General features: G+C 41.1%; 24 protein-coding genes. 15 read left to right on the top strand and 9 right to left on the bottom strand.

Annotation, left to right across the window (positions count from 1 at the left end; translation table 11 throughout):
• Positions 1 to 42 precede the first annotated feature (42 nt).
• The 6 genes from WN948_RS06160 (at position 43) to WN948_RS06185 (ending at position 6,648) form a co-directional block, all read left to right on the top strand.
• Positions 43 to 945, top strand: a complete 903-nt coding sequence (locus WN948_RS06160) for a protein translocase subunit SecF (RefSeq protein ID WP_342306118.1) — start codon at positions 43 to 45, stop codon at positions 943 to 945.
• A complete protein-coding gene (locus tag WN948_RS06165) occupies positions 942 to 2,633 on the top strand; it encodes a preprotein translocase subunit SecD (protein ID WP_342306119.1) in 1,692 nt (563 codons plus the stop codon). The genes WN948_RS06160 and WN948_RS06165 overlap by 4 nt, the downstream gene beginning before the upstream one ends.
• Positions 2,634 to 2,650: 17 nt before the next feature.
• Positions 2,651 to 3,679, top strand: coding sequence for an AAA family ATPase (locus tag WN948_RS06170; RefSeq protein ID WP_342306120.1), 1,029 nt, complete (start codon positions 2,651 to 2,653; stop codon positions 3,677 to 3,679).
• Positions 3,680 to 3,712: 33 nt separating this feature from the next.
• Complete coding sequence (locus WN948_RS06175) at positions 3,713 to 5,359, top strand: tRNA uridine(34) 5-carboxymethylaminomethyl modification radical SAM/GNAT enzyme Elp3 (RefSeq protein WP_342306121.1); 1,647 nt, start codon at positions 3,713 to 3,715, stop codon at positions 5,357 to 5,359.
• 102 nt (positions 5,360 to 5,461) lie between these two features.
• Positions 5,462 to 5,830: a helix-turn-helix domain-containing protein gene (locus WN948_RS06180; protein WP_342306122.1), complete on the top strand. Its 369-nt coding sequence runs from the start codon at positions 5,462 to 5,464 to the stop codon at positions 5,828 to 5,830.
• Between the two features lie 71 nt (positions 5,831 to 5,901).
• Positions 5,902 to 6,648, top strand: a complete 747-nt coding sequence (locus WN948_RS06185) for a MinD/ParA family protein (RefSeq protein ID WP_342306123.1) — start codon at positions 5,902 to 5,904, stop codon at positions 6,646 to 6,648.
• 26 nt (positions 6,649 to 6,674) lie between these two features.
• On the opposite strand, the gene WN948_RS06190 is transcribed toward WN948_RS06185, so the two are convergent.
• Positions 6,675 to 7,358: a hypothetical protein gene (locus WN948_RS06190; protein ID WP_342306124.1), complete on the bottom strand. Its 684-nt coding sequence runs from the start codon at positions 7,356 to 7,358 to the stop codon at positions 6,675 to 6,677.
• A gap of 697 nt (positions 7,359 to 8,055) precedes the next feature.
• Here WN948_RS06190 and WN948_RS06195 point away from each other — a divergent pair.
• Positions 8,056 to 8,451, top strand: coding sequence for a DUF1699 family protein (locus WN948_RS06195; protein WP_342306125.1), 396 nt, complete (start codon positions 8,056 to 8,058; stop codon positions 8,449 to 8,451).
• A 50-nt stretch (positions 8,452 to 8,501) separates the two neighbouring features.
• On the opposite strand, the gene WN948_RS06200 is transcribed toward WN948_RS06195, so the two are convergent.
• Complete coding sequence (locus tag WN948_RS06200; protein WP_342306126.1) at positions 8,502 to 8,921, bottom strand: secondary thiamine-phosphate synthase enzyme YjbQ; 420 nt, start codon at positions 8,919 to 8,921, stop codon at positions 8,502 to 8,504.
• 14 nt (positions 8,922 to 8,935) lie between these two features.
• Positions 8,936 to 9,118, bottom strand: a complete 183-nt coding sequence (locus WN948_RS06205; protein WP_342306127.1) for a hypothetical protein — start codon at positions 9,116 to 9,118, stop codon at positions 8,936 to 8,938.
• 111 nt (positions 9,119 to 9,229) lie between these two features.
• Between WN948_RS06205 and WN948_RS06210 the strand changes: the two genes are divergently transcribed.
• Together WN948_RS06210 and WN948_RS06215 are read left to right on the top strand one after the other, a co-directional pair.
• Positions 9,230 to 9,727: a hypothetical protein gene (locus WN948_RS06210; RefSeq protein ID WP_342306128.1), complete on the top strand. Its 498-nt coding sequence runs from the start codon at positions 9,230 to 9,232 to the stop codon at positions 9,725 to 9,727.
• Positions 9,728 to 9,740: 13 nt separating this feature from the next.
• Positions 9,741 to 11,123, top strand: a complete 1,383-nt coding sequence (locus WN948_RS06215) for a DHH family phosphoesterase (RefSeq protein ID WP_342306129.1) — start codon at positions 9,741 to 9,743, stop codon at positions 11,121 to 11,123.
• Between the two features lie 6 nt (positions 11,124 to 11,129).
• Here WN948_RS06215 and WN948_RS06220 read toward each other — a convergent pair whose 3' ends face one another.
• The 4 genes from WN948_RS06220 to WN948_RS06235 form a co-directional block, all read right to left on the bottom strand.
• Positions 11,130 to 11,885 (bottom strand): DUF128 domain-containing protein, encoded by a 756-nt coding sequence (locus WN948_RS06220; RefSeq protein ID WP_342306130.1) that lies wholly within the window; start codon positions 11,883 to 11,885, stop codon positions 11,130 to 11,132.
• 66 nt (positions 11,886 to 11,951) lie between these two features.
• Positions 11,952 to 12,683: a glucose-6-phosphate isomerase family protein gene (locus WN948_RS06225; protein WP_342306131.1), complete on the bottom strand. Its 732-nt coding sequence runs from the start codon at positions 12,681 to 12,683 to the stop codon at positions 11,952 to 11,954.
• 93 nt (positions 12,684 to 12,776) lie between these two features.
• The gene (gene uvrC / locus WN948_RS06230; RefSeq protein ID WP_342306132.1) at positions 12,777 to 14,576 is read right to left on the bottom strand and encodes an excinuclease ABC subunit UvrC; all 1,800 of its coding nucleotides are present in this window, start codon (positions 14,574 to 14,576) and stop codon (positions 12,777 to 12,779) included.
• A gap of 1 nt (position 14,577) precedes the next feature.
• Positions 14,578 to 15,333: a ribonuclease H-like domain-containing protein gene (locus WN948_RS06235; protein ID WP_342306133.1), complete on the bottom strand. Its 756-nt coding sequence runs from the start codon at positions 15,331 to 15,333 to the stop codon at positions 14,578 to 14,580.
• Between the two features lie 158 nt (positions 15,334 to 15,491).
• On the opposite strand from WN948_RS06235, the gene mdh reads away from it, so the two are divergent.
• The 6 genes from mdh to WN948_RS06265 all read left to right on the top strand — a co-directional run bounded on the left by mdh (position 15,492) and on the right by WN948_RS06265 (position 21,096).
• Positions 15,492 to 16,415, top strand: a complete 924-nt coding sequence (gene mdh / locus WN948_RS06240; protein WP_342306134.1) for a malate dehydrogenase — start codon at positions 15,492 to 15,494, stop codon at positions 16,413 to 16,415.
• Between the two features lie 90 nt (positions 16,416 to 16,505).
• Positions 16,506 to 16,775 (top strand): PRC-barrel domain-containing protein, encoded by a 270-nt coding sequence (locus tag WN948_RS06245; protein WP_342306413.1) that lies wholly within the window; start codon positions 16,506 to 16,508, stop codon positions 16,773 to 16,775.
• 3 nt (positions 16,776 to 16,778) lie between these two features.
• Complete coding sequence (locus WN948_RS06250) at positions 16,779 to 17,519, top strand: tRNA(His) guanylyltransferase Thg1 family protein (RefSeq protein WP_342306135.1); 741 nt, start codon at positions 16,779 to 16,781, stop codon at positions 17,517 to 17,519.
• A 62-nt stretch (positions 17,520 to 17,581) separates the two neighbouring features.
• Positions 17,582 to 18,532 (top strand): tyrosine--tRNA ligase, encoded by a 951-nt coding sequence (locus WN948_RS06255; RefSeq protein WP_342306136.1) that lies wholly within the window; start codon positions 17,582 to 17,584, stop codon positions 18,530 to 18,532.
• 81 nt (positions 18,533 to 18,613) lie between these two features.
• Complete coding sequence (locus WN948_RS06260; RefSeq protein WP_342306138.1) at positions 18,614 to 19,747, top strand: hypothetical protein; 1,134 nt, start codon at positions 18,614 to 18,616, stop codon at positions 19,745 to 19,747.
• Positions 19,748 to 19,812: 65 nt separating this feature from the next.
• Positions 19,813 to 21,096, top strand: a complete 1,284-nt coding sequence (locus tag WN948_RS06265) for a methanogenesis marker 16 metalloprotein (RefSeq protein ID WP_342306139.1) — start codon at positions 19,813 to 19,815, stop codon at positions 21,094 to 21,096.
• Here the strand turns inward: WN948_RS06265 and comE are convergent.
• On the bottom strand, positions 21,065 to 21,628 hold the full coding sequence (comE, locus tag WN948_RS06270) for a sulfopyruvate decarboxylase subunit beta (protein ID WP_342306140.1): 564 nt from the start codon (positions 21,626 to 21,628) through the stop codon (positions 21,065 to 21,067). The genes WN948_RS06265 and comE overlap by 32 nt on opposite strands.
• A complete protein-coding gene (gene comD, locus WN948_RS06275) occupies positions 21,628 to 22,152 on the bottom strand; it encodes a sulfopyruvate decarboxylase subunit alpha (RefSeq protein WP_342306141.1) in 525 nt (174 codons plus the stop codon). The genes comE and comD overlap by 1 nt, the downstream gene beginning before the upstream one ends.

A 22,152-nucleotide genomic window follows, 5' to 3' on the forward strand; every position in this document is an offset into this window, starting at 1 on the left:
TAAAAGTATGGATTGAGAACTTATTATTCTGGAGCATAAAACATGGAAGTCGGTTTGACTGAACGTTTAGATTCTTTTGTTAGAAAGCACAACGATCGCCAGCTTGCAGCAATCCCGCTTACAATATTTGTAATCTCATTATTGATACTTGCATTCACATTTGCAAGTAGCGGCGCACCTGTAAAGCTTGGTATGGAATTTAAGGGCGGAACAATGGTCTCTGTGGCAACAGAGGAAAGTGTACAATCCATTGAACTAAAATACTCAGATTATCCCCTAACTGATATCAGACAGGCCGGAAACCGTTTGATAATGCAATTTGGACCAATGAGTAACGAACTACAACAGGAACTTGTCAGTGATGTGATAGATTCCTATGATAATGTCGAAATAAACCAGATCGGACCTGTATATGGAGAAGCCCTTCAGAAACAGGCTGTTAAAGCGGTTATTATATCATTTATCGGAATGGCGATTGTGGTCTTTTTGATATTCAGGACATTTATTCCGTCACTGGCAGTAGTATTGTCAGCATTATCCGACATTTTCATTGCAGCGGCGTTCATGAACATCGTTGGAATCGAATTGTCCCTGGGAACAGTTGCAGCCCTGCTCATGCTCATTGGTTATTCCGTTGACAGTGACATTTTGCTCACCACAAGAGTACTCAAAAGACGCGGAACCCCACAGGAAAACATTAGCAATGCAATGCACACGGGTGTAACCATGACAACCACTACTTTAGCTGCCCTTGTAGTAATGTACCTGGTATCAACTTACTCATACTTACTAAGTTCATCACTTTCACAGATCACTCTTCTTTCAGACATATCCATTGTCCTGATATTCGGACTGGCCGCAGATATGATGAACACCTGGATGCTTAACACATCAATACTCAGGTGGCATGTGACAGGCGTAGGCACAAGGAGGCGTAAAGCATGAAAGACGATGAACAACAGAGTTTATTAAAGGACCTAAGAGTAATCGTCTTTATTCTGGCAATTATCGGGTCTGTAATCTTCATACACCCATGGTATTCTTCAGATGAAGGTTTCACAAGCAATCTCAACTATGGACTTGACCTGGAAGGTGGCTCCTGGCTTCAGTTAAAACTTCAGGGAGCTGTTGCAGAACTTGATGCTGATAATGGTCTTTTAGTTAAGGAAATAGTCAATATCAATCTTGGAGAAGAAGTGGAGATACGATCGGTTGATGAAGGAACTGATGAAACTACGATAACTTTTACTTCAGATTCAATACTCACAAATAATCAGATGGATCAGCTTGCAGTGGGCCAAACCACCATCTCCCGAACCAACAATGTGACAGAGGTCATACTTCACTCTTCAAAAGTGACACTGATAAAAACATATCTTGCAGACTCACTCAAAGCAGAAGTCCTGCCTACACTTGTTTCTGACACTGTCGAATATGAGATAAGAACTGCCATTTCACAGGAAGATCTTCAGGAACTCATGGCAGCTGTCGGCGGCTCAATTGTAACTGACATAAATGGAGATGCACTTTACAAAGAAGGCGTCACAACAGAAACAAGGGACATGACCAAGGAAATACTGAGTGACAAGCTCAATTCCCTTGGACTTAAGGACATACCAGTAAAAACAGTGGGTGATGATTACATACTCATTGACTTTGCAGGAATTGACCTTGCAACTGCCAAGAATATCGCTGAAAAACCGGGTAAATTCGAGATAAGAATTCTGACCCAGGGCAACGAATCAAAGCACGTCCTTTATGGAGATGAAATAGCAGCTGTCAGTATTGTGGGATTCCACGAGGATGAAGGACAGTGGTACGTACCATTCACACTAACGGATACAGGTGCCCTTGCACTTCAGGAAGTTGCGACCGAAACCGGTGCGACTACAGATCCGATGTCGCATAATCTGGTAATGTATCTGGATGATAATGAAGTTTACAGCGCACCATTAAGTTATTCAGCTGCATCCAGACTTGAAGAAGTGCCAATATACGCATGGCAGGCATCTACCGGACCTGATGAAGATAGTAAAACAAGAGCCGAGGAATTGCAGATTCATCTGCGTGCAGGTGCATTACCTGTTAATGTAGAACTCATGGGTTCAGGACATGTGGATGCAGCACTTGGTCAACAGTTCAAGGGACAGGCTATTGTTGCAGGTCTCCTGGCACTGTTAGCTGTTGCCTTTGTGGTTTTCAGAAAATACAACAAACCAGCCATACTTATACCAATGGTAGGTACTTCCATCAGTGAACTTATAATGATACTTGGATTTGCAGCCGCAATTGGATGGCAGCTTGACCTGGCAAGCATTGCAGGTATCATCGCAGCCATAGGAACAGGTATCGACCACCTTGTCATCATCACAGATGAAGTATTATACGAAGGAAAGCTTCCACCAAGAAAGGTTTACCTCTCAAGGATCACAAAAGCATTCGGAATAATATTTGCAGCTGCAGCAACGACCATTATCGCAATGTCACCCCTGGTTATCATGGGCTTCGGTGCCCTTAAGGGATTTGCAATAACAACTATAGTAGGTGTCATGATAGGCATCCTTATTGCAAGACCAGTATATGGCAAAGTGATACATGAAGTTCTTCAGGCAAACTCAACAGACGTTGAATAAAAGGAAAAGGTGATAATTTGAAGGATCTGTGGACTGTAAAATATCGGCCTGAAAGCCTTGATGAAATAGTCGGCAATGAACAATCATTAGACATGGTCAGGAAGTTGGCCATGTCCAATAACCTTCCACATTTTGTATTCCACGGACCTGAAAACTCAGGCAAGTCAAGCACAGCTTTTGCGCTTGCCCACCAATTATATGGAGAAGGTTATGAACGTAACCTGGCATACTTCAACGCATCTGATTTTTTTGAACAGGGAAAAAGTTACCTTGTACGCGACAAGAGATTCATACGCATAATAGGGACTGATGATCCAAAGAAGATCAATAAAAGCGTGATAAATATCTTCAAGGACATCATCAATGAATATGCAGGTATGCCACCTGTAGATTCGGATTTTAAGATAATATTCATTGATAATGCCGAATCACTCAATTCTGATTCACAGCACGCCTTGAGAAGGATAATGGAAAAGTATACAGCTTCGTCTCGCTTTATACTTTCAACAACCCAACCTTCTAAGCTGATAAGCCCTCTTAGGTCAAGGGGTTTGCAACTATTCTTCACACATGTTTCAGATGATAAACTTGCAAATTTCATTAGCACAATCGTTGATGCCGAGGGGCTTCAGATCAATAGTGACGGTATTGATGCACTGGTATATCATGCAAGAGGCAATATTGCAAGGGCATTGAACACACTCCAGATAGCATCCGTACAATCTGCAGATGAGAGTATTGGACCTCAACAAATATACGATTCAACACTGGGAGAGCAATCAGAGAACATAGCAAGTCTCTTTGAATCAATAACTTCAAAGAACATTCTTGAAGCTAGGAAATACATTGATGCCCTCATACTCGAAGAAGGATTGTCCGGGCAGGAAATACTACTCCAGCTGCACAAGGTCACAGTGAATTCTAACGAAGCGGATGACATCATTGCCAAATGGGTCACAAAAATAGCAGACACTGATTTTTACCTGACAGAAAGTGCAAACGACAGAATACAGCTGGAAGCACTGGTTGCAGGATTCTGTCAATGATTCGAATATAATCTCAATATTTTCACGGTTAAAATGACTGAAAATGACTTTGAAACAGCCTGCAGAAGCATGTTGGATATGGTACTTAATGGCCAGATAACTAACGATAAGCAACTAAGTGAAACTAAGAAAAAGATTGCAAAACAGTTTCGTCTTTCAACCCTTCCTAAAAATGCAGACATTATTATGTCAGGCAATGATGAAGAGCAGGAAAAGGTTCGAGCCATACTTCAGCGTAAGCCCGTACGTACAATATCAGGAGTTGCAGTGATTGCTGCAATGACATCACCTGCCCCGTGCCCACATGGAATATGTGTTCCATGTCCCGGGGGACCTGACTCGGAATTTAATTCACCACAAAGTTACATGGGAAGGGAGCCCTCCACCATGAGGGCAATACAACTTGAATATGATCCTTACAGGATAGTGACAAATAGACTGACCCAATTGAAGCACATTGGACATGAAGTTAAAAAAGCCGAACTTATAATTATGGGAGGCACTTTTTCTGCAAGGTCGATCGATTACCAGGAATGGTACACAAAACGCTGTCTTGAAGCTATGAATGATTTCTACGGGGACTCCTGGAGGCAGCGGGCAAACCCAATTGGAAAGACAGTTCCATATTTTACAATAGAAGATGTTCAGAAGGCAAACGAGACATCAGAAGTAAGGAATACGGGCATTACCTTTGAAACACGCCCCGATTGGGCAAAAAAAATCCACATTGATAAGATGCTCGAACTTGGAGCAACTAAAATCGAAATTGGTGTTCAAAGCACTTACGATTTTGTTCTGGAGAGAATGAAACGAGGTCACAGTGTCGCAGACAGTATCGAAGCAAACAGAATTATGAGGGACAGTGCCCTGAAAGTAGGATTCCATATGATGCCGGGGTTGCCTGGAACGGACATGGAAATGGACACAAGGAATTTTAAAAGATTATTTGAAAATCCAGGATTTAAGCCTGATTATCTGAAAATATATCCCACCCTTGTTACCGAAGGAACAGAGTTACACCGAATGTGGAAACAGGGTAAGTACAAAGCCATGGGAGATGAAGACGCAACAATGCTCCTGTCCAATATCAAGTCCTTTATCCCTAAATGGGTCAGGTTACAGCGCATACAGAGGGATATACCTGCACCCCAGATACTTGCAGGAGTCAAAAAAAGTAATATCCGCCAACTTGCACATAAACATCTGGAACAGCATGGTGGAAAATGTCACTGCATAAGATGCCGTGAAGTAGGGCACAACATGCTAAAAGGAAATGAGCCTGATATAGATAACATACAACTAACCGTGGAATCATATGAGTGCTGTGGAGGAAAAGAATATTTTATTGCCTTTGAAGACCTTAAAAAAGATATATTGATAGGTTTCCTTAGATTAAGGCTTCCTGACAACCCTCACCGTAAAGAGCTAGAAAATGCTGCTCTTGTAAGAGAACTCCATATATTCGGATCATCCGTGGCTGTGGGAAAGAATGCTGGAAATAATGATTGGCAGCACAGAGGATATGGCAGAGAACTCATTTCAAAGGCAGAAGAAATTGCATTGGATTTTGGATATGCGAAGATTGCAATAATAAGCGGTATTGGTGTGCGTCAGTACTACCAAAAAGCAGGTTATGAACTGGAAAATGTTTATATGACAAAGAATCTGAACATAAACTAAACCAGAAAGGATTATTAGTAAAGAGAACTGATGTGGAGTCAGTATAATATATAAATAAGTAATAATAATGTGTATTCTGATTAAAACGTAGGGGACTAAATATTGGACTCGGAATTGCTTGAACAGGTTGTCAATAACTTAAAAGAAATAAATTCCAAACTTGATCGACTCATTTTACAGGCTGAGTTCAAAGAAGATCAGGTCGGTGAGAAAAGCAAAATAATAGCAGATTCTCTTGATGTAATAACGCTACTTTCCCTACCAGATCACTTAAGGACTACTGCAACGACTTTATTTGAAATTGGTCCGGCAACAGCAGACGAGATTGCAAACGTGACAAATAAGGAAAGAGCTGTCGAAAGTAATTATCTCAACCAACTTGTCAGAATGAATCACGTCAAAAAATATAGAGACGGAAGGAAGGTTTATTTCCGCATAAATGAAAGCTTGAGGAAAAAATGTATAGAATGACATTAATTCTTTGGATGAATTTCAATATTGATTCAAAGTATTAAAATTAATCAATAATTAATGAAGGAAACATGACTCTTACATTAGCAATACACTCCTCCAAAGGTGGAACAGGAAAAACAAGCATCGCAGTAAATCTGGCAGTAGCTTTCGCATTAGAAGGAAAAAATACATGCTTGATCGATCTGGACCTTAGAGGACCATCCCTTTGTTCTATGTTCGAACCAGGAACTCATTTCTGGATCAACGATTTCTTATCAGGAAAATGTAGCCTGAAAGACACCATGAACGACTTTCAAAAAGACATCGAAACTGATGGCCACATGTACGTGAGTTTTTCTAATCCTGATATAAAAGAGATAAGGGACCTTGTGAGCAAGGATCGAAACTGGCAAGCAGGAGCCCTTAAAGCACTTATGAATGGGAAAAAAGAACTTGCTTATCAAAATATGGACATCATTATATTTGATACCAGTCCAGGTGTAGAATATGAGTCCATAAATGCTGTTGCCGCATCGGATATGGTAATTATTGTGCACAATGATACAACTGCATGTTTCAATTGCACTGAGCAATTAATAAAAGGTGTTTACACTCTTCTTGACAAAAAATGTGCAATCGTAGATAACATGCACCACGGTAATTGTCTTGATATAATAGAGAAGAAAAGATACGGTGCACCTGTTATTGCAACTATACCCTGTATGTGCGAAATTGCGACCCGCGGCAGAAATGAGATACTTGTTAACTCAGACCCTGAACACTTGTTCTCTAAAAGTATTACAGCAATCAAAGATAAAATAGTAGAAATGCAATAAGAACTCATTGTTCCTAAGTGTCTTTTTTATTTTTCTTTTATAATGTTCAACACATCATTTTGAAGATATTCGTCCAAATCCTGGGTTTTCTTATCCTCAATATCTTTTTCGACATCATCTGATGAGAGTATTATGTCTTTGAATACAACAACCAGTACATAAACCAGAAATGCAGGGAAAAATGCGAGTATTGTCCGTTCCACAGGATAAAGAAAGATCACTGACTTATACATATTTACAGGTAGATCATATAATAGATAACAGGTAATACTTCCTGCCATGTGATCAGACAGAACACCCATTAATGAAGCCAAAAATAGAGATAAGAATATGTATGCTTTAGAAGTAACGGTTTTCACCAAAATTGATTTTTCGAAATATACGAAGATGCCAAGTATCAGCAAATGATACCATGGATAAAAATAGGCTTCCCTTCCCACATCAAGCATGTACCATGCAACAATAAGTACAAAAAATATACTTTTTGCAGCCTTATGTTCCCTGTTGACAACAAGACCCGAAACTATTGAACTAAGTGCAATGAATAGAATCGAAAGTACCGAAAACGTATTCATAGAGAGATACTTACCACTTGTTAGTTCATACAAAAGAAAACCAGTTGTTGACACGATGGAACCCCAGAAAGGACCAAAGAGCATACCATTCAGTGCTCCAAAGGAAACAACGGAGCTTATTTTTGTGCCTTCCATGCCTGCTACATTCATGAAATCTGGCATATATATTGAAAAATATGTCAAGATTATACCAAATATAATGTAAATTATTTTTACATCATTTTTTACTCGCAATTTCGGCAACAATTTTGGAAGCACGTATCCTAAATTGGATATTGAATTATATAAACGTTTATGCTTGAATATAATAAATTACTTTAAAATCAGTAAGCTTCCCTGATTTTAAAAAAGATAGAGACGATAATGATGCAATTGTTGTATATACATGAATTTTGAGCCATATACATTAATTCAAGCCAGATGAATCAAGGTATCAGATAGATACACCAAAAATGGTGTGTCGACATTAAACCAAATATTTTCAGTGGGCAACTCAAAATAAATAATATTAACCGTAAAATATAAAATGATTTTTTTAAATGATTAATAAAAAAGTAGTGCACCGTGTTTAAAAAACAAATAAACAAACAATCATAATAAATTGATTATGAGTCAATAGGTAGCGTTTAGTTAGCAAATAAACTGACAACAAACTTGATAAATAAAATAACTAATTACACGATTGAACTAATTTATACCATGCATATAATGTTATATTGACAACCTTTAAATAAAGCTTTGTATATACACTAATTTTTAGAAAGAAAAAATCTAAACTCCCATTCATAAAATTTGATGAAAAACCTAAATATAAGAGAAAGGAAGGTAAAACATGAAAATAAGAGTAGTAAGTTCAAAAGAAGAGATTAACACACTTGGCGCGAATGAAGAAATCATCCACCTCGCATTCAGACCTTCAAACACAGACATATTTTCCCTTATTATGAAGTGCCCTAATGTAAAAGCACTCCACATACCCAGCTCATACAAGAGGACGATCTCAAACTCAGCAAAGATGTACCTTGAGATGCAGGGAATCGAACTCCTTGAAGGAGATGTATGGGGCCACAGGAAAGATATCAACGAGTACTCCGAAGTTTCACAGACTGTCTATGACCGCATTGCACAGTACAAGCAGGACGGACTTTCCGATGAGGACGTAGAAGACAAGATGATAAGAGAAACAAGATTAAGCCCTGATTTTGTCAAATTCCTTGTCAAACAATAAAAACAGTATGCATCCGGCTAAAAGCCGGAAACCCTTTCTATTTTCATTATTTATTCACCATAGACCTGCACGTGAACTTTTCTTGAGCGTGGACGATTATCAAGATCCACAAGTATTATTTGCTGCCATGTGCCTAGCAGAATATTCCCATTGATAAGAGGGAACGACTCACTTTGGCCTATAAAGGATGCCCTGATATGAGAATGGCCGTTGCCGTCATGCCAGCGCTCATTGTGAAAATAAGTAATACCTTCCGGAGCCAGTCTTTCAAGTGCTTCTTTAAAATCACGGACCAGACCAGGTTCGAATTCAATAGTCGTTATTGCAGCAGTTGAGCCTGGTACATATACAAGCACAATCCCATTACTAAAACCAGATGATGCGGCCAGCTCAGAAACATAAGGAGTAATATCCAGAACATCCGCGTTTCCGGATGTATCCAGATTGAACTCAGCACTGAACACTGACATTGGACTAAATAACCTCAATTCATTTCATTCAACTTTAAACCGACCACTGACATAGCAACTATGAATATCACAAGTGAGAAAACAAACCCGTATTCCTGAGGAAATAGATTCCTCATCTGATGTGCTGCGGCAAAAAGTATCAGCAACAATACTACAGAACCTATTGAAGATATAATTTCCAGATTTTTCTTATTCATCACTGCTAATTGAGTTAACAGGTACATCAATCTAACGAGTTGCATAATATAACCAAGGCAATATTTAATATAAGCTTGAAAAGAATATAATTTCAAAAACGTGATAATACAATGACAGAATTTGAAAGAGTACTTGTCCAGTCATTCAACGCATTCTTCGAAGAGAAAAAAATGAAGGGAATCTCATATCGGCTTAAACAGCACAGGTTCACCTCACAGTTCCTGGATGTACTTGTTGATTCACTTGACCCGGATTATTATATGGGAATAGAATGCAAGAGCATTTCTGTGGATAAAGGTGCAAAGGCACTTTATTTCACACAACATTTCACAACTGATAAGAATGGTGCCCACCAGATAGAAAGAATATCCGACTTTTTATTACGATCAGGGAGAACCGGATTTCTTGCAGTTGAATTGAAAATGGGCGTTGGACGTGCAAGAGAAGCATATATGATACCATGGACAGAGCTTTGCAAGAAATATAACGAAGAAGGCATTCCAAAGGTAACCGTGGAAGAGATACAGAGTTACCCGAGAATAGAAAGAGCGAGTAACAAATACCTGATCGATCCGAAAGGATGGAAAAAATCCAGAGTGATAGAATAAGAGGATAATAAACATGTCTGAAACTATGACCATGATGGCAGAGCATGCCCGGGAATGCGCTGAAGAGATCAAAAAATACGAGGAGATACAGCTGGTATCCCACATCGATGCAGATGGAATAACATCAGCAGCCATTATTTCAAAAGCCCTGGAAAGAGCAGGTATCGGCTCTGAGATGATGTTTGTCAAACAGCTTGATGAAACAATCGTAGAAAAACTTGCGGATATGAACCCAGAACTTACGATATTCACAGACCTTGGAAGCGGGCAACTGGAGCATATCAATAATTACGGAGTACATGCTATTGTTTCAGACCATCACCGACCACAGGGAGAGACTAAATTTCACCTGAACCCTCACCTTTACGGAGCAAACGGTTCTTACGAGATAAGTGGTTCAGGAACAACATTTATACTTGCATCCCAACTTGGTGATAACCGTGACCTTGCGGACCTTGCGATAGTGGGATGTGTTGGCGACATGCAAAATCGCAAGCATGGAAAACTTGTGAGCCTTAACAGGATGATACTTGAAGCAAATCCTGAAGTAATAATTCCTAAAAAGGATATCTCACTTTTTGGAAAACAGACACGACCAGTGTACAAAATGATACAGTATTCATCCGATCCATTTATTCCCGGGCTCACCGGTAATGAGGATGCATGCATTGACTTTCTTGCCAGGGTAGGCCTTCAGTTCTCAAATGATGAGAAATGGAGAAGATGGATAGACCTTTTGGAAGAAGAAAAAATGAAAGTTACATCATCCCTTATGCAATACTCCATGCAACACGGCATGTCATCCTACAATATCGGCAGGCTGGTATCAGAGGGCTACATACTCCTTTCCGAGCAGGAAGGTACTGAAATGAGAGACGCATCAGAATATTCTACACTCCTTAATGCCACAGGAAGATACATGAAAGCGGAAGTTGGAATGCAGGTATGTATGGGCAACCGGGACGAAGCCTACAGAGAAGCACAGGACCTATTGCAAACCCATCGCAAGAACCTTGTAGACGGACTGAACTTCGTTAGGGACAAAGGAATAACCGAACTCTCACACCTTCAGTATTTCGATGCAGGAAGCGTGATTCCTGAAACAATAGTAGGCATTGTTGCAGGAATGAGCCACTTCTCCACAGGCAACCGTAAACTACCCATTATAGCATTTGCAGACAAGGATGACGGCTATAAAGTATCCGCAAGAGGAACACAGGAACTTATCAATAAAGGTCTCAATCTCGCAGATGCTTTGAGTATTGTGTGTAAGGAACTTGGAGGAGCAGGCGGTGGCCATGATATTGCAGCAGGGGCTACGGTGCCATTTGGTAAAAAAGAAGAGTTCATTCAGAAACTCAATTCAACTATCGCTGCACAGTTAGTGAAAACGTAAACCACATCAAACAACATCGTTGATATGGGACAGTTTATTGATATCAATAAGTGTTGACATTGCATTGGTCCTTATTGGAATACCGTGTTCCTGAACTATTGCCATGGGGTTAGTACCACCAATAACAACAATACCGAGATGGTCACGTTCTACAGGCACATCCAGTATTCTTGTATTTGGTTCACCCACTTCAAGAATACCATTTATTCCGGCATCAACCATGTCAGAAAGAGTACTGTCTATAGCATCCCTGGTTACCATAGGAGCTTCGCGCAGATTAGCAAGAATCTTACCTGAACCTGTTTTGAGCATACCCATGACAGAGGTAAGTTCCTGTGACATCAGAACCTCAAGAGGATCTATTGTAGTACTCTGATATGTCAGGACATTTGTGAAACGCATGGGATCACCATCACGAATTTCAACCAGACCGCCAAAACGTGGTTTTATCATCACACCAGCCTTTAAAAGGAGCCCATCAATAGTGATACTGCACACAGTTGCAAAGCCAACCTCACCTTCACCGATCTTGTGGTCACCAATTGAATCCCCCTCATGAAGAATCTTTAGCAGTGGACTTACCGAGAGCCCGCTGTTGATGGCCATAGTGAATATCTTAAGAACATCATCAAAATCCTGTTTATTTATAATAGAAAGGTTCACAATCACGTCGCCTTCCATTGTTTTAGGATCGAACGTCGTCCTGAACATCAAATCCTCTATTTTCGATGACGTGAATTGAATCTGGTTATTCCTTTGCAAAGACATACCTCTAACCGTTTAGTAGTTGCCAACCATTTATAGTTTCTCATAGTAAAAAGATACTATTCAAAGAGATGTTATCTTCCCGAATATTTCCATATGATCCTGCGGATGAACAAGGAAATCGAGTTTACCTATATCATTCACGATATCATACATATCCTCACCACAGAAAAGACCAGCTTCGGGATAATCCATTGGTTTTATGAATCGTATATCCGGCACTTCCCTGTAATCCGGATTCTTTTCAAACCCACCGGTCAGAAGATAGTATGCCCCACCGAAGAGTTTCTTAATAGGCTCATAAAGAGATGCAAAATCACGGCATACCCAGTTAGCCATTTTAAGTGTATCATCTGAATTATTGATAGTTATATGGCCATAACCCGGCGGAACAAGAGCAAGATCTCCTGCCTTTGCCTCACAGACAATCACATCTACGATCTCGTCACCCTCTGCTTTCTGAAGAAGATAGGTAGCCTCACCCTCCAGTACCTGATAGAGTTCAGCATATGACACATTCTGCCCCGGAACCGGAGGATGATAATGACCGGCAGTCTTGACGTATTCATCACTCAACATTGCAGGAGGAATTATAGTAATGTCATACCTGAGGCCATTTTCTTCTATTTTTGCGTGGTCGGACTCATTCTTTGAGAGATCACGATACATGTAATAAAGTTCAATGTTATCCTGTAAGCGCAGCCATGCCTGATCATGCACGACCTCATCCATATCATGAAGCATCCTGATATCAGGATGATGAACGTTCCCATAAAAATCCAACTCGTTACCCATTTAATCACACTTTACCATTTTTACCAAAAAGCAAATCCACTAAGCTATATTTGACCCACACTATTTATTTTTGCCGCAACAGTATTAATTAGATTACTTACTTTCCAAATGCTCAAGTATCTTTTTTGCGAGTTGCTCACTTATACCATCCAGACCAGACAGATCCCCCACTGAAGCAGACCTTATCTTATCAATGGAATCGAAGTTCTCAAGCAAAATACGCTTTCTGGAAGGCCCTACACCAGGAATAGAATCCAGTTCCGAATGTGTAAGACTGGCAGACCGCCTTCTTCGGTGGGAACTTACTGCAAACCTGTGCGCTTCATCACGAATATGCATCAGTATTTTTAATGCAGATGACGTGTGTGGGAGAATTATAACCTCATCGGGGCCTTTTTTGGTGGTGATTATATGCTCGAATCTCTTTGCAAGGCCAATCAATGGTATATTAAGACCAAGAGCATCAGTAGAGGATTTGGCTGCACTCACCTGGCCCGGACCTCCGTCTATGAGAATAAGGTCAGGCATTGGTTCATTATTTTTGATCAAACGTGAGTATCTCCTGTGCACGACCTCAGCCATCATGGCAAAGTCGTCTATACCCTTCACTGTTTTGATATTGTGCTGCCTGTACTTGTTGTTAGCAGGTATGCCATTTTCAAAATAGACCATGGAACCAACTGCATTAGTACCTGATATATTGGAAATATCAAAGCCTTCTATGTGCAGGGGCATGGAGTCCAGGGACAAGACCTTTTGCAATTCCTCAAGTGCTGCAATGGCTGATTCTGACGGTGCAGGCTTTAGTTGTGCCATCCTCATTGACATCTGAGCATTCCTTTCAGCCATCTCAATGAGTTTTTTCTTTTCACCCCGTTGTGGCACATGCACCCTTACATCCCGACCGGAACGCTGGCAAAGCCACCTTACTATGAGCTCTTTTTCAGGAAAATCATACTGTACAAGTATTTCCGGAGGAATTGGAGAGTCCTGGTAATACTGTTTCACAAACTGAGCCATGGATTCTTCAATATTTTCCGATACATCAGCACCAAGAAGTGTGAAGTCCGCCTTGCCGACCATACTACCATGGCGCACATAGAAAACCTGTATGTATATCGTTTTCTCGTCAGATACTGCAGCCAGTACATCACGGTCATCAGTACCGGATGTTGCGATCTGCTGTTCTGAGAGATATTTTACAGATTCGATCTGATCCCGCACCTCGGCAGCAGATTCATAATCCTGCTCCTTAGCCAGTAATCTCATCTTTGCTTCCAGTTCCTTTAAAATTCCCGATGTTTCACCCTTCAGAAAACGAACAGCCTCCATCACCCTTTTGCGATATTCTTCCTTATCGAGTCTTTCCCTACATGGAGCCATGCAGCGTTTGATATGGTAATTGAGACATGGACGGGATTTGCCCGGCTCTATTTTCTTCCTGCACCGGCGAAGCATGAAAATCCGGGAGATTAGGTCAAGTGTTGTTCGGATAGCCTTTGCATTGGTGTAAGGTCCGAAATAAAGAGCTCCATCCATCAACCTCCTGCGGGTGAGGAATATGCGCGGGAACGTAGAATTAACAGTCACCTTGACGTAAGGATAGCGTTTATCGTCCTTCAACCGTATATTATAACGAGGTCTATACTTTTTGATAAGATTTGCCTCAAGCACAAGAGCATCGATCTCAGAATCCGTAACAATATAGTCTATATCATCGATATGCCTGACCAGTGTCACTGTTTTGGGAGAGAGATTCCTCTTAGACTGGAAATACTGGCGTACCCTCTTATCCAGGGACTTGGCCTTGCCAACGTATATGATATCACCGGAGTCATCTTTCATTAGATAGACGCCGGGCAATGCGGGAAGTGTTTTTAAATCGAAATCCATATCAAATGCATTCTGAGAATTTGTTGTCTATAAAACGTGGAAGGGTCATATCAATTATAGTTTTGAGATTCACAATATCCTCGCGATTATATTTCAGCAGCAGGTCAAGTGCATCCTCATCCCCGCGCTCATACTGGTGCCAGAGGCGTACAGCGTCAAAGCCACTTATACCAACAGTTTCTTCAGCTCTTGAAATACCAAGTTCGCATTCTATTTTTTTCAGGCCGCCTGAAAGAGAGATGCGGCGCAGTGGATACATAAGATCTGCATGTAACTGGTTGAATTCAATTTGAGGAAACTCGCGTTTGATGAAAGGAAGATCGAACCTTGCTCCGTTGAAGGTCACAAGGAATTCATATTTAGAAAAAACATCTACGACCTCATTCAGGTCTATGCCTTTTACATAGGTCTTAGCCTCTTTTCCGTCATATATCCCTACAACCGTGATGTATGAGCTGCCAGGGGAAAGACCGGTGGTCTCTATATCAACATAAGCAACCTTTCCTGAAAATTCCCTGAATGCACGCCAATGTTCTGCTTTTGGAAGCGATCTTGCAAAGAATTCAAAATCCCTTGACTCCAGCCTTTCAGCAGATTCTTTGATGCCAGTCATGATCATCTCTTTTTTAGAAGGAGATATCAGAAGCTCATCCCTTTTATCCATGAAGTCATCCCAGGTCCTAACCCCACCGGACCATATCCTTTTTTCCACAGTTGTACCAATCCGTGGCATATGAATGTATGTACTTGTAAGCATGATAATTTCCCTTTTTCAGTTATGATAGATGATATTGATAACTATGATGTTCTACCTGCAAGTGCTAAATAAAATAAGGTTTGATATATATATGTTGGATTCAATCCCTACACTTATAATATAGTAATTTTTTAATTAATTGTAATCAGGAGAGAAAGATGAGCAAAGTTGCAGTTATCGGATCAGGCAATGTAGGTGCCACCACAGTTCAGAGACTTGCGGAACTTAATATTGCAGATATCGTGATGCTCGACATCGTTGAAGGAATGCCGCAGGGAAAAGCACTGGACATACTCCAGGCTGCCCCGCTTATTGGTTACGATGTCGATGTGATCGGAACCAATGATTATGCAGACATCAGTGATTCAGATGTTGTAGTAGTTACCGCAGGAATTGCACGCAAACCCGGGATGGAGAGGGATGATCTGCTTGCAACAAATATCAAGATCACGCAGCAGGTATGCGAAAATATAGAAAAGTATGCACCTGATGCTATTATCATAACAGTGACTAATCCTCTTGATATTATCACCTACGCTGCCCTGAGATGCACACAATCTGACAGGAACAGAGTGTTTGGAATGAGTGGACTGCTTGATTCAAGCCGTTTTGCATCGTTCATTGCAAAGGAGATGAACTGTTCCGTAAGAGACGTAAATGCAATGGTACTGGGCGGGCATGGTGACTCGATGGTCCCGCTTCCCGAATATTCAACAGTATCCGGCATACCACTGAGCGCACTTATGGACGAACAAACTATTGAGAAAATCGTGAACAGAACAATCAATGCAGGTGCGGAGATCGTTGAATATATGAAAAATGGCAGTGCCTTTTATGCACCATCTGCAGCAATTGCATCCATGGTGGAAGCTATACTCAACGACACAAAAAAAATAGTACCTGTTTCAGCATTCCTAAATGGAGAATACGGGCAGCATGATATATGCCTGGGAGTACCTGTTAAGCTTGGAAAAGAAGGCGTTGAGGAAATCATTGAACTGGAACTTAGCAGCCAGGAAATGGCAGCTCTGGAAAGATCTGCTAATGCAGTCAAAGAAGGAATTGCAAAGATACGTCCCTAAGTAGCGTTAAAATTGTGCAATTAAGTACTAAATCATCGACTTACATACAAATATTCATATATAAGTAAAATGAAAGAGGAACAGGATATCATGCGTGCAGACATAACTTCACTTTTCGGTTTAAACGTTTATACTGATACAGGCACATACATAGGGAAAGTAGCTGACCTTGTGTTAGATGTTGACGAGAGAATTGTCAGAGGATTGGCCATTTCAGACATCAACAGAGATGTTTTTGATGTCACCTCTAAAGGGATAATAATTCCTTACAGGTGGGTCATCACTTCAGGAGACATAGTGCTTATCAGGAATGTTGTGAACAAGTTCAAGAAGCCAAAAAAAGAGATAGAAGAAGACTGACCTATGAAAAGGCGAGAGATCTATTCAGATCTGCGTTGTGTACCGCCTGTAATTGTGCGCATTGATGGAAGGAATTTCAAGAATGCGCTATCACGCATGGGATTTGAAAAACCCTATGATAAAAGGTTCACATCTGCTATTGTCGATTCGATAGAATCGTTTTTTAAAAAGAGCGGATTGAGCCCTGTTTTTGCATATACTTTTTCGGACGAGATAAGTTTCCTGTTCAGGGATAATGCTTTTGAAAACAGGATTGAGAAGATTGATTCCGTAGTACCCTCATTCATCAGCAGTGCTTTTACAATGGCTCTCAAACCAGAAGAGCCAATCTCTTTTGATTCAAGGGTAATTCCCCTTCATGAGGAAGATATTCACGAGTACCTTGTATGGAGACAGGATGAAGCATGGCGTAATTGCATCAACTCATATGCATACTATACCCTCCTGTCCGAAGGTATGGATGAGAAAGAAGCTGCTATGCACCTTAAAAGGAAAAAGTCCTCAGATATGCATGAGATCCTTTTTGAAAGAGGGATCAATATATCAAAAGTCCCTGCCTGGCAAAGGCGTGGAATAATGATACTCCGAAAAGAAATAGAAATTAAAGGTTTCAACCCTCACCTCAATGTGAGAACAACAAGTACCCGGACAAAAATTTTCAGCGACCGTGAGATCCCGTTGTTCAGCTCAGAAGAGGGAGAAGCATTTCTCAAAAATATCCTTGCGCCACAAGTAAGCGAATAATGCAAGAAAAAGCATTTAAAGAGGGATGTGTTTATACAAACCACGATTTTTAAGGTGAACCTATGGATAAACTTGAGCTTATAAAAAGAAATGTGCAGGAAATAGTAACAGAGGATGAACTGAAAAACCTTCTGGAAACAAAAGAACACCCTACAGCCTATGTAGGATATGAGCCAAGTGGTAAGATCCATATGGGACATGTACTTACGGTCAACAAGCTCCTCGATCTCCAGAACGCAGGGTTTAAGATAACAATCCTTCTTGCGGATGTACACGCCTACCTCAATAAAAAAGGAACACTTGAAGAGGTACGGGAAGTTGCAGATTATAATAAAAGATGCTTCATTGCCCTTGGACTTGATGAAGAGAACACGAATTTCGTATATGGCTCAGATTACCAGCTCGGTCAGGAGTACATCCTTAACGTACTCAAACTGACACGTATCACAACCCTGAACAGGGCAACAAGGAGCATGGATGAAGTAGGAAGGAAAATGGAAGACCCATCGGTTTCCCAGATGGTATATCCTATCATGCAGGCAATTGACATTGCAATGCTTGGTGTTGACGTCGCTGTTGGTGGAATTGACCAGAGGAAGATACACATGCTTGGAAGGGAAGGACTTCCATCCCTTGGATTCAAGGCACCCCTTTGCATCCACACACCAATACTTCTGGGACTTGACGGTGAAAAGATGTCCTCTTCAAATAACAACTTCATATCTGTTGATGACACAGAGGCTGACATAAAGAAGAAGATGAAGAAGGCGTTCTGTCCTGCTGAAGAAGTTAACGACAACCCTGTGATGGAACTGTTCAAATACCACATATGCCCCAGATATGAAGAAATTGTTTTTGAGAGACCTGAGAAATTCGGTGGTAACCTTGTTTGTAAGAGCTACGAAGAACTTGAGAAAGTGTTCGCTTCAGGAGAACTTCACCCCATGGACCTGAAGAACGGGGCTGCAAAGTACATGAACCTGATACTTGATGTTGTCAGAAGTGTGCTCTAGAACAAGACGGTATCTCCCTAAATAACAATTTATATATGAGGTCCGCAAGAATATATCATTAAAAACATGAAGGGGATTTGGATGAAATATACATTTCAAGATTCTACAGAATTACCTTTACAAAGAGATTTTATTCAGGACCTTAACAATTTCATAGAAATGGCAAAGAAGGTCCTTCCACTTGAGAATTCGGCTATTGAGCTTAGCGAGGAAGAAACAGGAGAGATATCCTCCCTTGAAGCAAGGATAGAGGAAATTGAAAGCTTCAGCAAGGATATACAGCAATATGTAGACGACCGTGCAAAAGGTGCAGAAGACAAGGAAATACTTGAATGTCGCAATGCGGTCATAGATGCCTGTATTGAAACCAGCAACCACGGACTTAAGGAGCTTACCCAAAAACTGGAGCTGATCAAGCGCCAGTCTGAAAGTGGAATCTACAAGATAGAAATGGATCTGCTGAACAACCTGAATCCTCTTTTTGAATCAGGTATCTATGGAGCAAATAAGACATATTATGTCTCCACAAAAGAAGGTACCCTAAAAGGAATACTAAAAGCATCCTTTTCCGGTGTGGAATACGCAAGTGACCTAACCTATGCCCATGAGACACTCAGTGTCAGAGAGGTTTACGGAGAATTATCCCTGCCAACATGGACAAAGGCCGGCATATTCTCAAAAGAGAACAAGGTCAAAATGATAGATGTCTCCGAGCATATCATCACATCCATGAATTATGACGGTAACAAGCATATTGATGTAAGCTTTGAGAACAAGAAAGGTGACCATAAATTCAAGGTCGTTTCTGACAATGACACATATCAGATATATCACGGGGAACTCGATATAACTTCTGATGAAACACTGCTCAGATCACTGCGAGTGGACAATGTTTCCGGCTTTGTTGAGGATGTCAGAAAGTATATGGAAATGTTCATAAAACACCAGAAACTCACACACATAATGCTTGATGGAAAGGATGCCGTACGCAATAATGAAGTGTTTGACTGCCTCAAGCTCATTGCGGAACAATATGGAGATATTGTCAGAGAGTCACTTGATAAAGGTTATGTAAAGAACGAGATAACCATCAAGATAGAAGCAACCGATGGTACCCGTACTGAAAAATACATCACCAAAGAAGAGGCTTTTGACCAGCTCGCTGAACTTGGAAGCGAAGGCCTTGAACTGGCAAGTATACTCGGTGTTGACTGAATGCAGTTAATACTGCAATCTTTTTTTTAGTTCACATTCACAGTTAACTAAATTCGAGGGATATTTTGGAACGCTCTGTTGCTGATATAAGAGAAAAGCTGGAGAAAAAGGAAGCTGTTGTCATGACAGCACAGGAAGTCTCCGAACTTGTGGACAAAGAAGAGAACGTTGGCATGATGGATGTCGATGTTGTCACAACTGCAACAAGGGCGATAATGAGCGGAACATATGCAGTTCTTTCATTTCCTGTAAATTCCCCCCTTAGTTTCAAGAGAGCCTCGAAGGTGCTTCTCAATGGAGTTCCGGCACATGTAGGACCCTGTCCCAACGAAAGTCTTGGAGTGCTTGACCTGATAGTATTTGGTACAGCTCACTCAACCCAGAAGCACAGTTACGGTGCAGGCCACCTGTTCAGAGAGATGGTTGAAGGAAAGGATATAGAAGTATCCGTAATCACAGACGAGAATGTATCCTTTAAAAGTGAGATCAAACTAAAAGATATGCCTTATGCAAAGCTATATTCTACCCGCCATTCCTTCAAGAATTATGCAGCTTTTGTAAATTGCTCAACAAACCCTGTCAATACGATCTTCCATGCCACGCAATTCAGTCCTGACATGAACGGTGCAACGCTTTCCGGATGCGGTGAGATCAACCCAATCCAGAACGACCCTAAGATGGAAACTATTGGCATAGGAACGCGCATGCTTATGAACGGAGCTGAAGGTTTCGTTATTGGAGAAGGAACACGCAGCAGCCCTGAAAAACCAAATCTTGCAGGAGTTGCAGACATGCATGATATGGATCCGGCACTCATGGGAGGGTTTAAGACATCTGCCGGACCGGAGTGTATCGCATCATGGGCCATAGCAATACCGGTTACAAGCCAGTCTGTGCTTGATGCTGTACTCAAAACAGACCATGACATTCCAATGGTCGTAAATGACGTTGATAAAAGAGTGATGATAGGCAGTAGCACATACGCCGATGCCTGGAAGAATACAGACCCTACAGTCAGCTTCAATTCTGATGCATGCCTCAATTGCGAAGTATGCAAACCTGTAAGAGATTGTCCAATGGAGGCAATATACCGTAAAGACGACAGAATGATACTTGAAAGGCATCTGTGCTTCAATTGCGGACTCTGCTCAACTCTCTGTCCGGGAGGAGTGTTCACCGCAAACTTAGGAACCCTTCACTTTGAAAAAGAAACTGAGCAGCTAAATATCCCAATCGTCCTAAGACAATCTGACCGTAAAAGATCAGAGGAACTTGCGGAGAAATTGAAAGATAGAGTAATAAATGGGAACTTCAAGCTCAACGAGATGGTTGAGAAGATTTATCCATAAACCTTTTCAGTATAGCTTCGGGAGCCATCCCAATCACCGGAGCATCAGTATTTCCCGGTTCTGCTTTTACTACAATTATCCCGTTATCCATGGATTTTAAGGTTTCTTTCAAACTCTCTGGAGTATCAACCACATATACCTTTTTATTTCCTGCACCCTTTGCAACCTCTGCAAGGTCTGTGTTCTTTAATGTGGCTGTAGGTTGGTTTCCAGTTGAACCATAGGCACGGTTATCAACAATGACAAGAAGATAATTCTCCGGTTCCTGTGAAGCTATTGTGGCAAGGGTTCCCATATTCATCAATATTGAACCATCTCCATCTATTGTAATGACCTTCTTATCAGGCCTCGATAATGCGAGACCAAGACCTATTGAGGACGCAAGTCCCATGGAACCAAGCATGTAGAAATTATTAGGCATATCACATGCATGATGCAATTCTTTGCAGGGAATACCAATGTTACCTATAAGCAATGCATCTGTTTCCTGTGCCTTTGCAGCAATCTCATTGATGGCATCTATGCGCTTCATTATTGCTTTCTCCAGAATGGTATGGGTAAAAGTACAGCAACGGGTTTTTTCTGCTCAGAAGCTGCGTTCCAGGCCTTTACAATGATATCTGCCGGGTCGACACCTTTCTGCGGAAGAAAATATGGAATCTCCATTGTGTCCAGCAACTTCGAAGTAAGCTCACCCATTGGAACCTGTGCAACTATTGGTTCGCCTTCCACACCCCTGTGACTAATTATCATTAAAAGTGGGATGCCATAAAGCATATTTAGTGAAGCAAGCGCATTGATCGAATTTCCAAGGCCTGAATTCTGCATGAGCATTGCAGGTTTCTTGCCTCCCATATAGGCACCTGCACATATACCCACGCCCTCTTCCTCACGAGTCACTGGTAGATGGAGGATATCAGGTGATTCATCTACCATTGGGATAAGCTCCTTAAGATTGGCACATGGTACACTGACAATAAAATCAATCCCTGCGTCATTTATGCCTTTGAATATGGATTCAGAAGGAGTCATGTCACCTGACAAAGTGGATATCAT

Origin of the sequence: Methanolobus sp. ZRKC5 (assembly GCF_038446525.1) — an archaeon.
Taxonomy (GTDB): domain Archaea; phylum Halobacteriota; class Methanosarcinia; order Methanosarcinales; family Methanosarcinaceae; genus Methanolobus.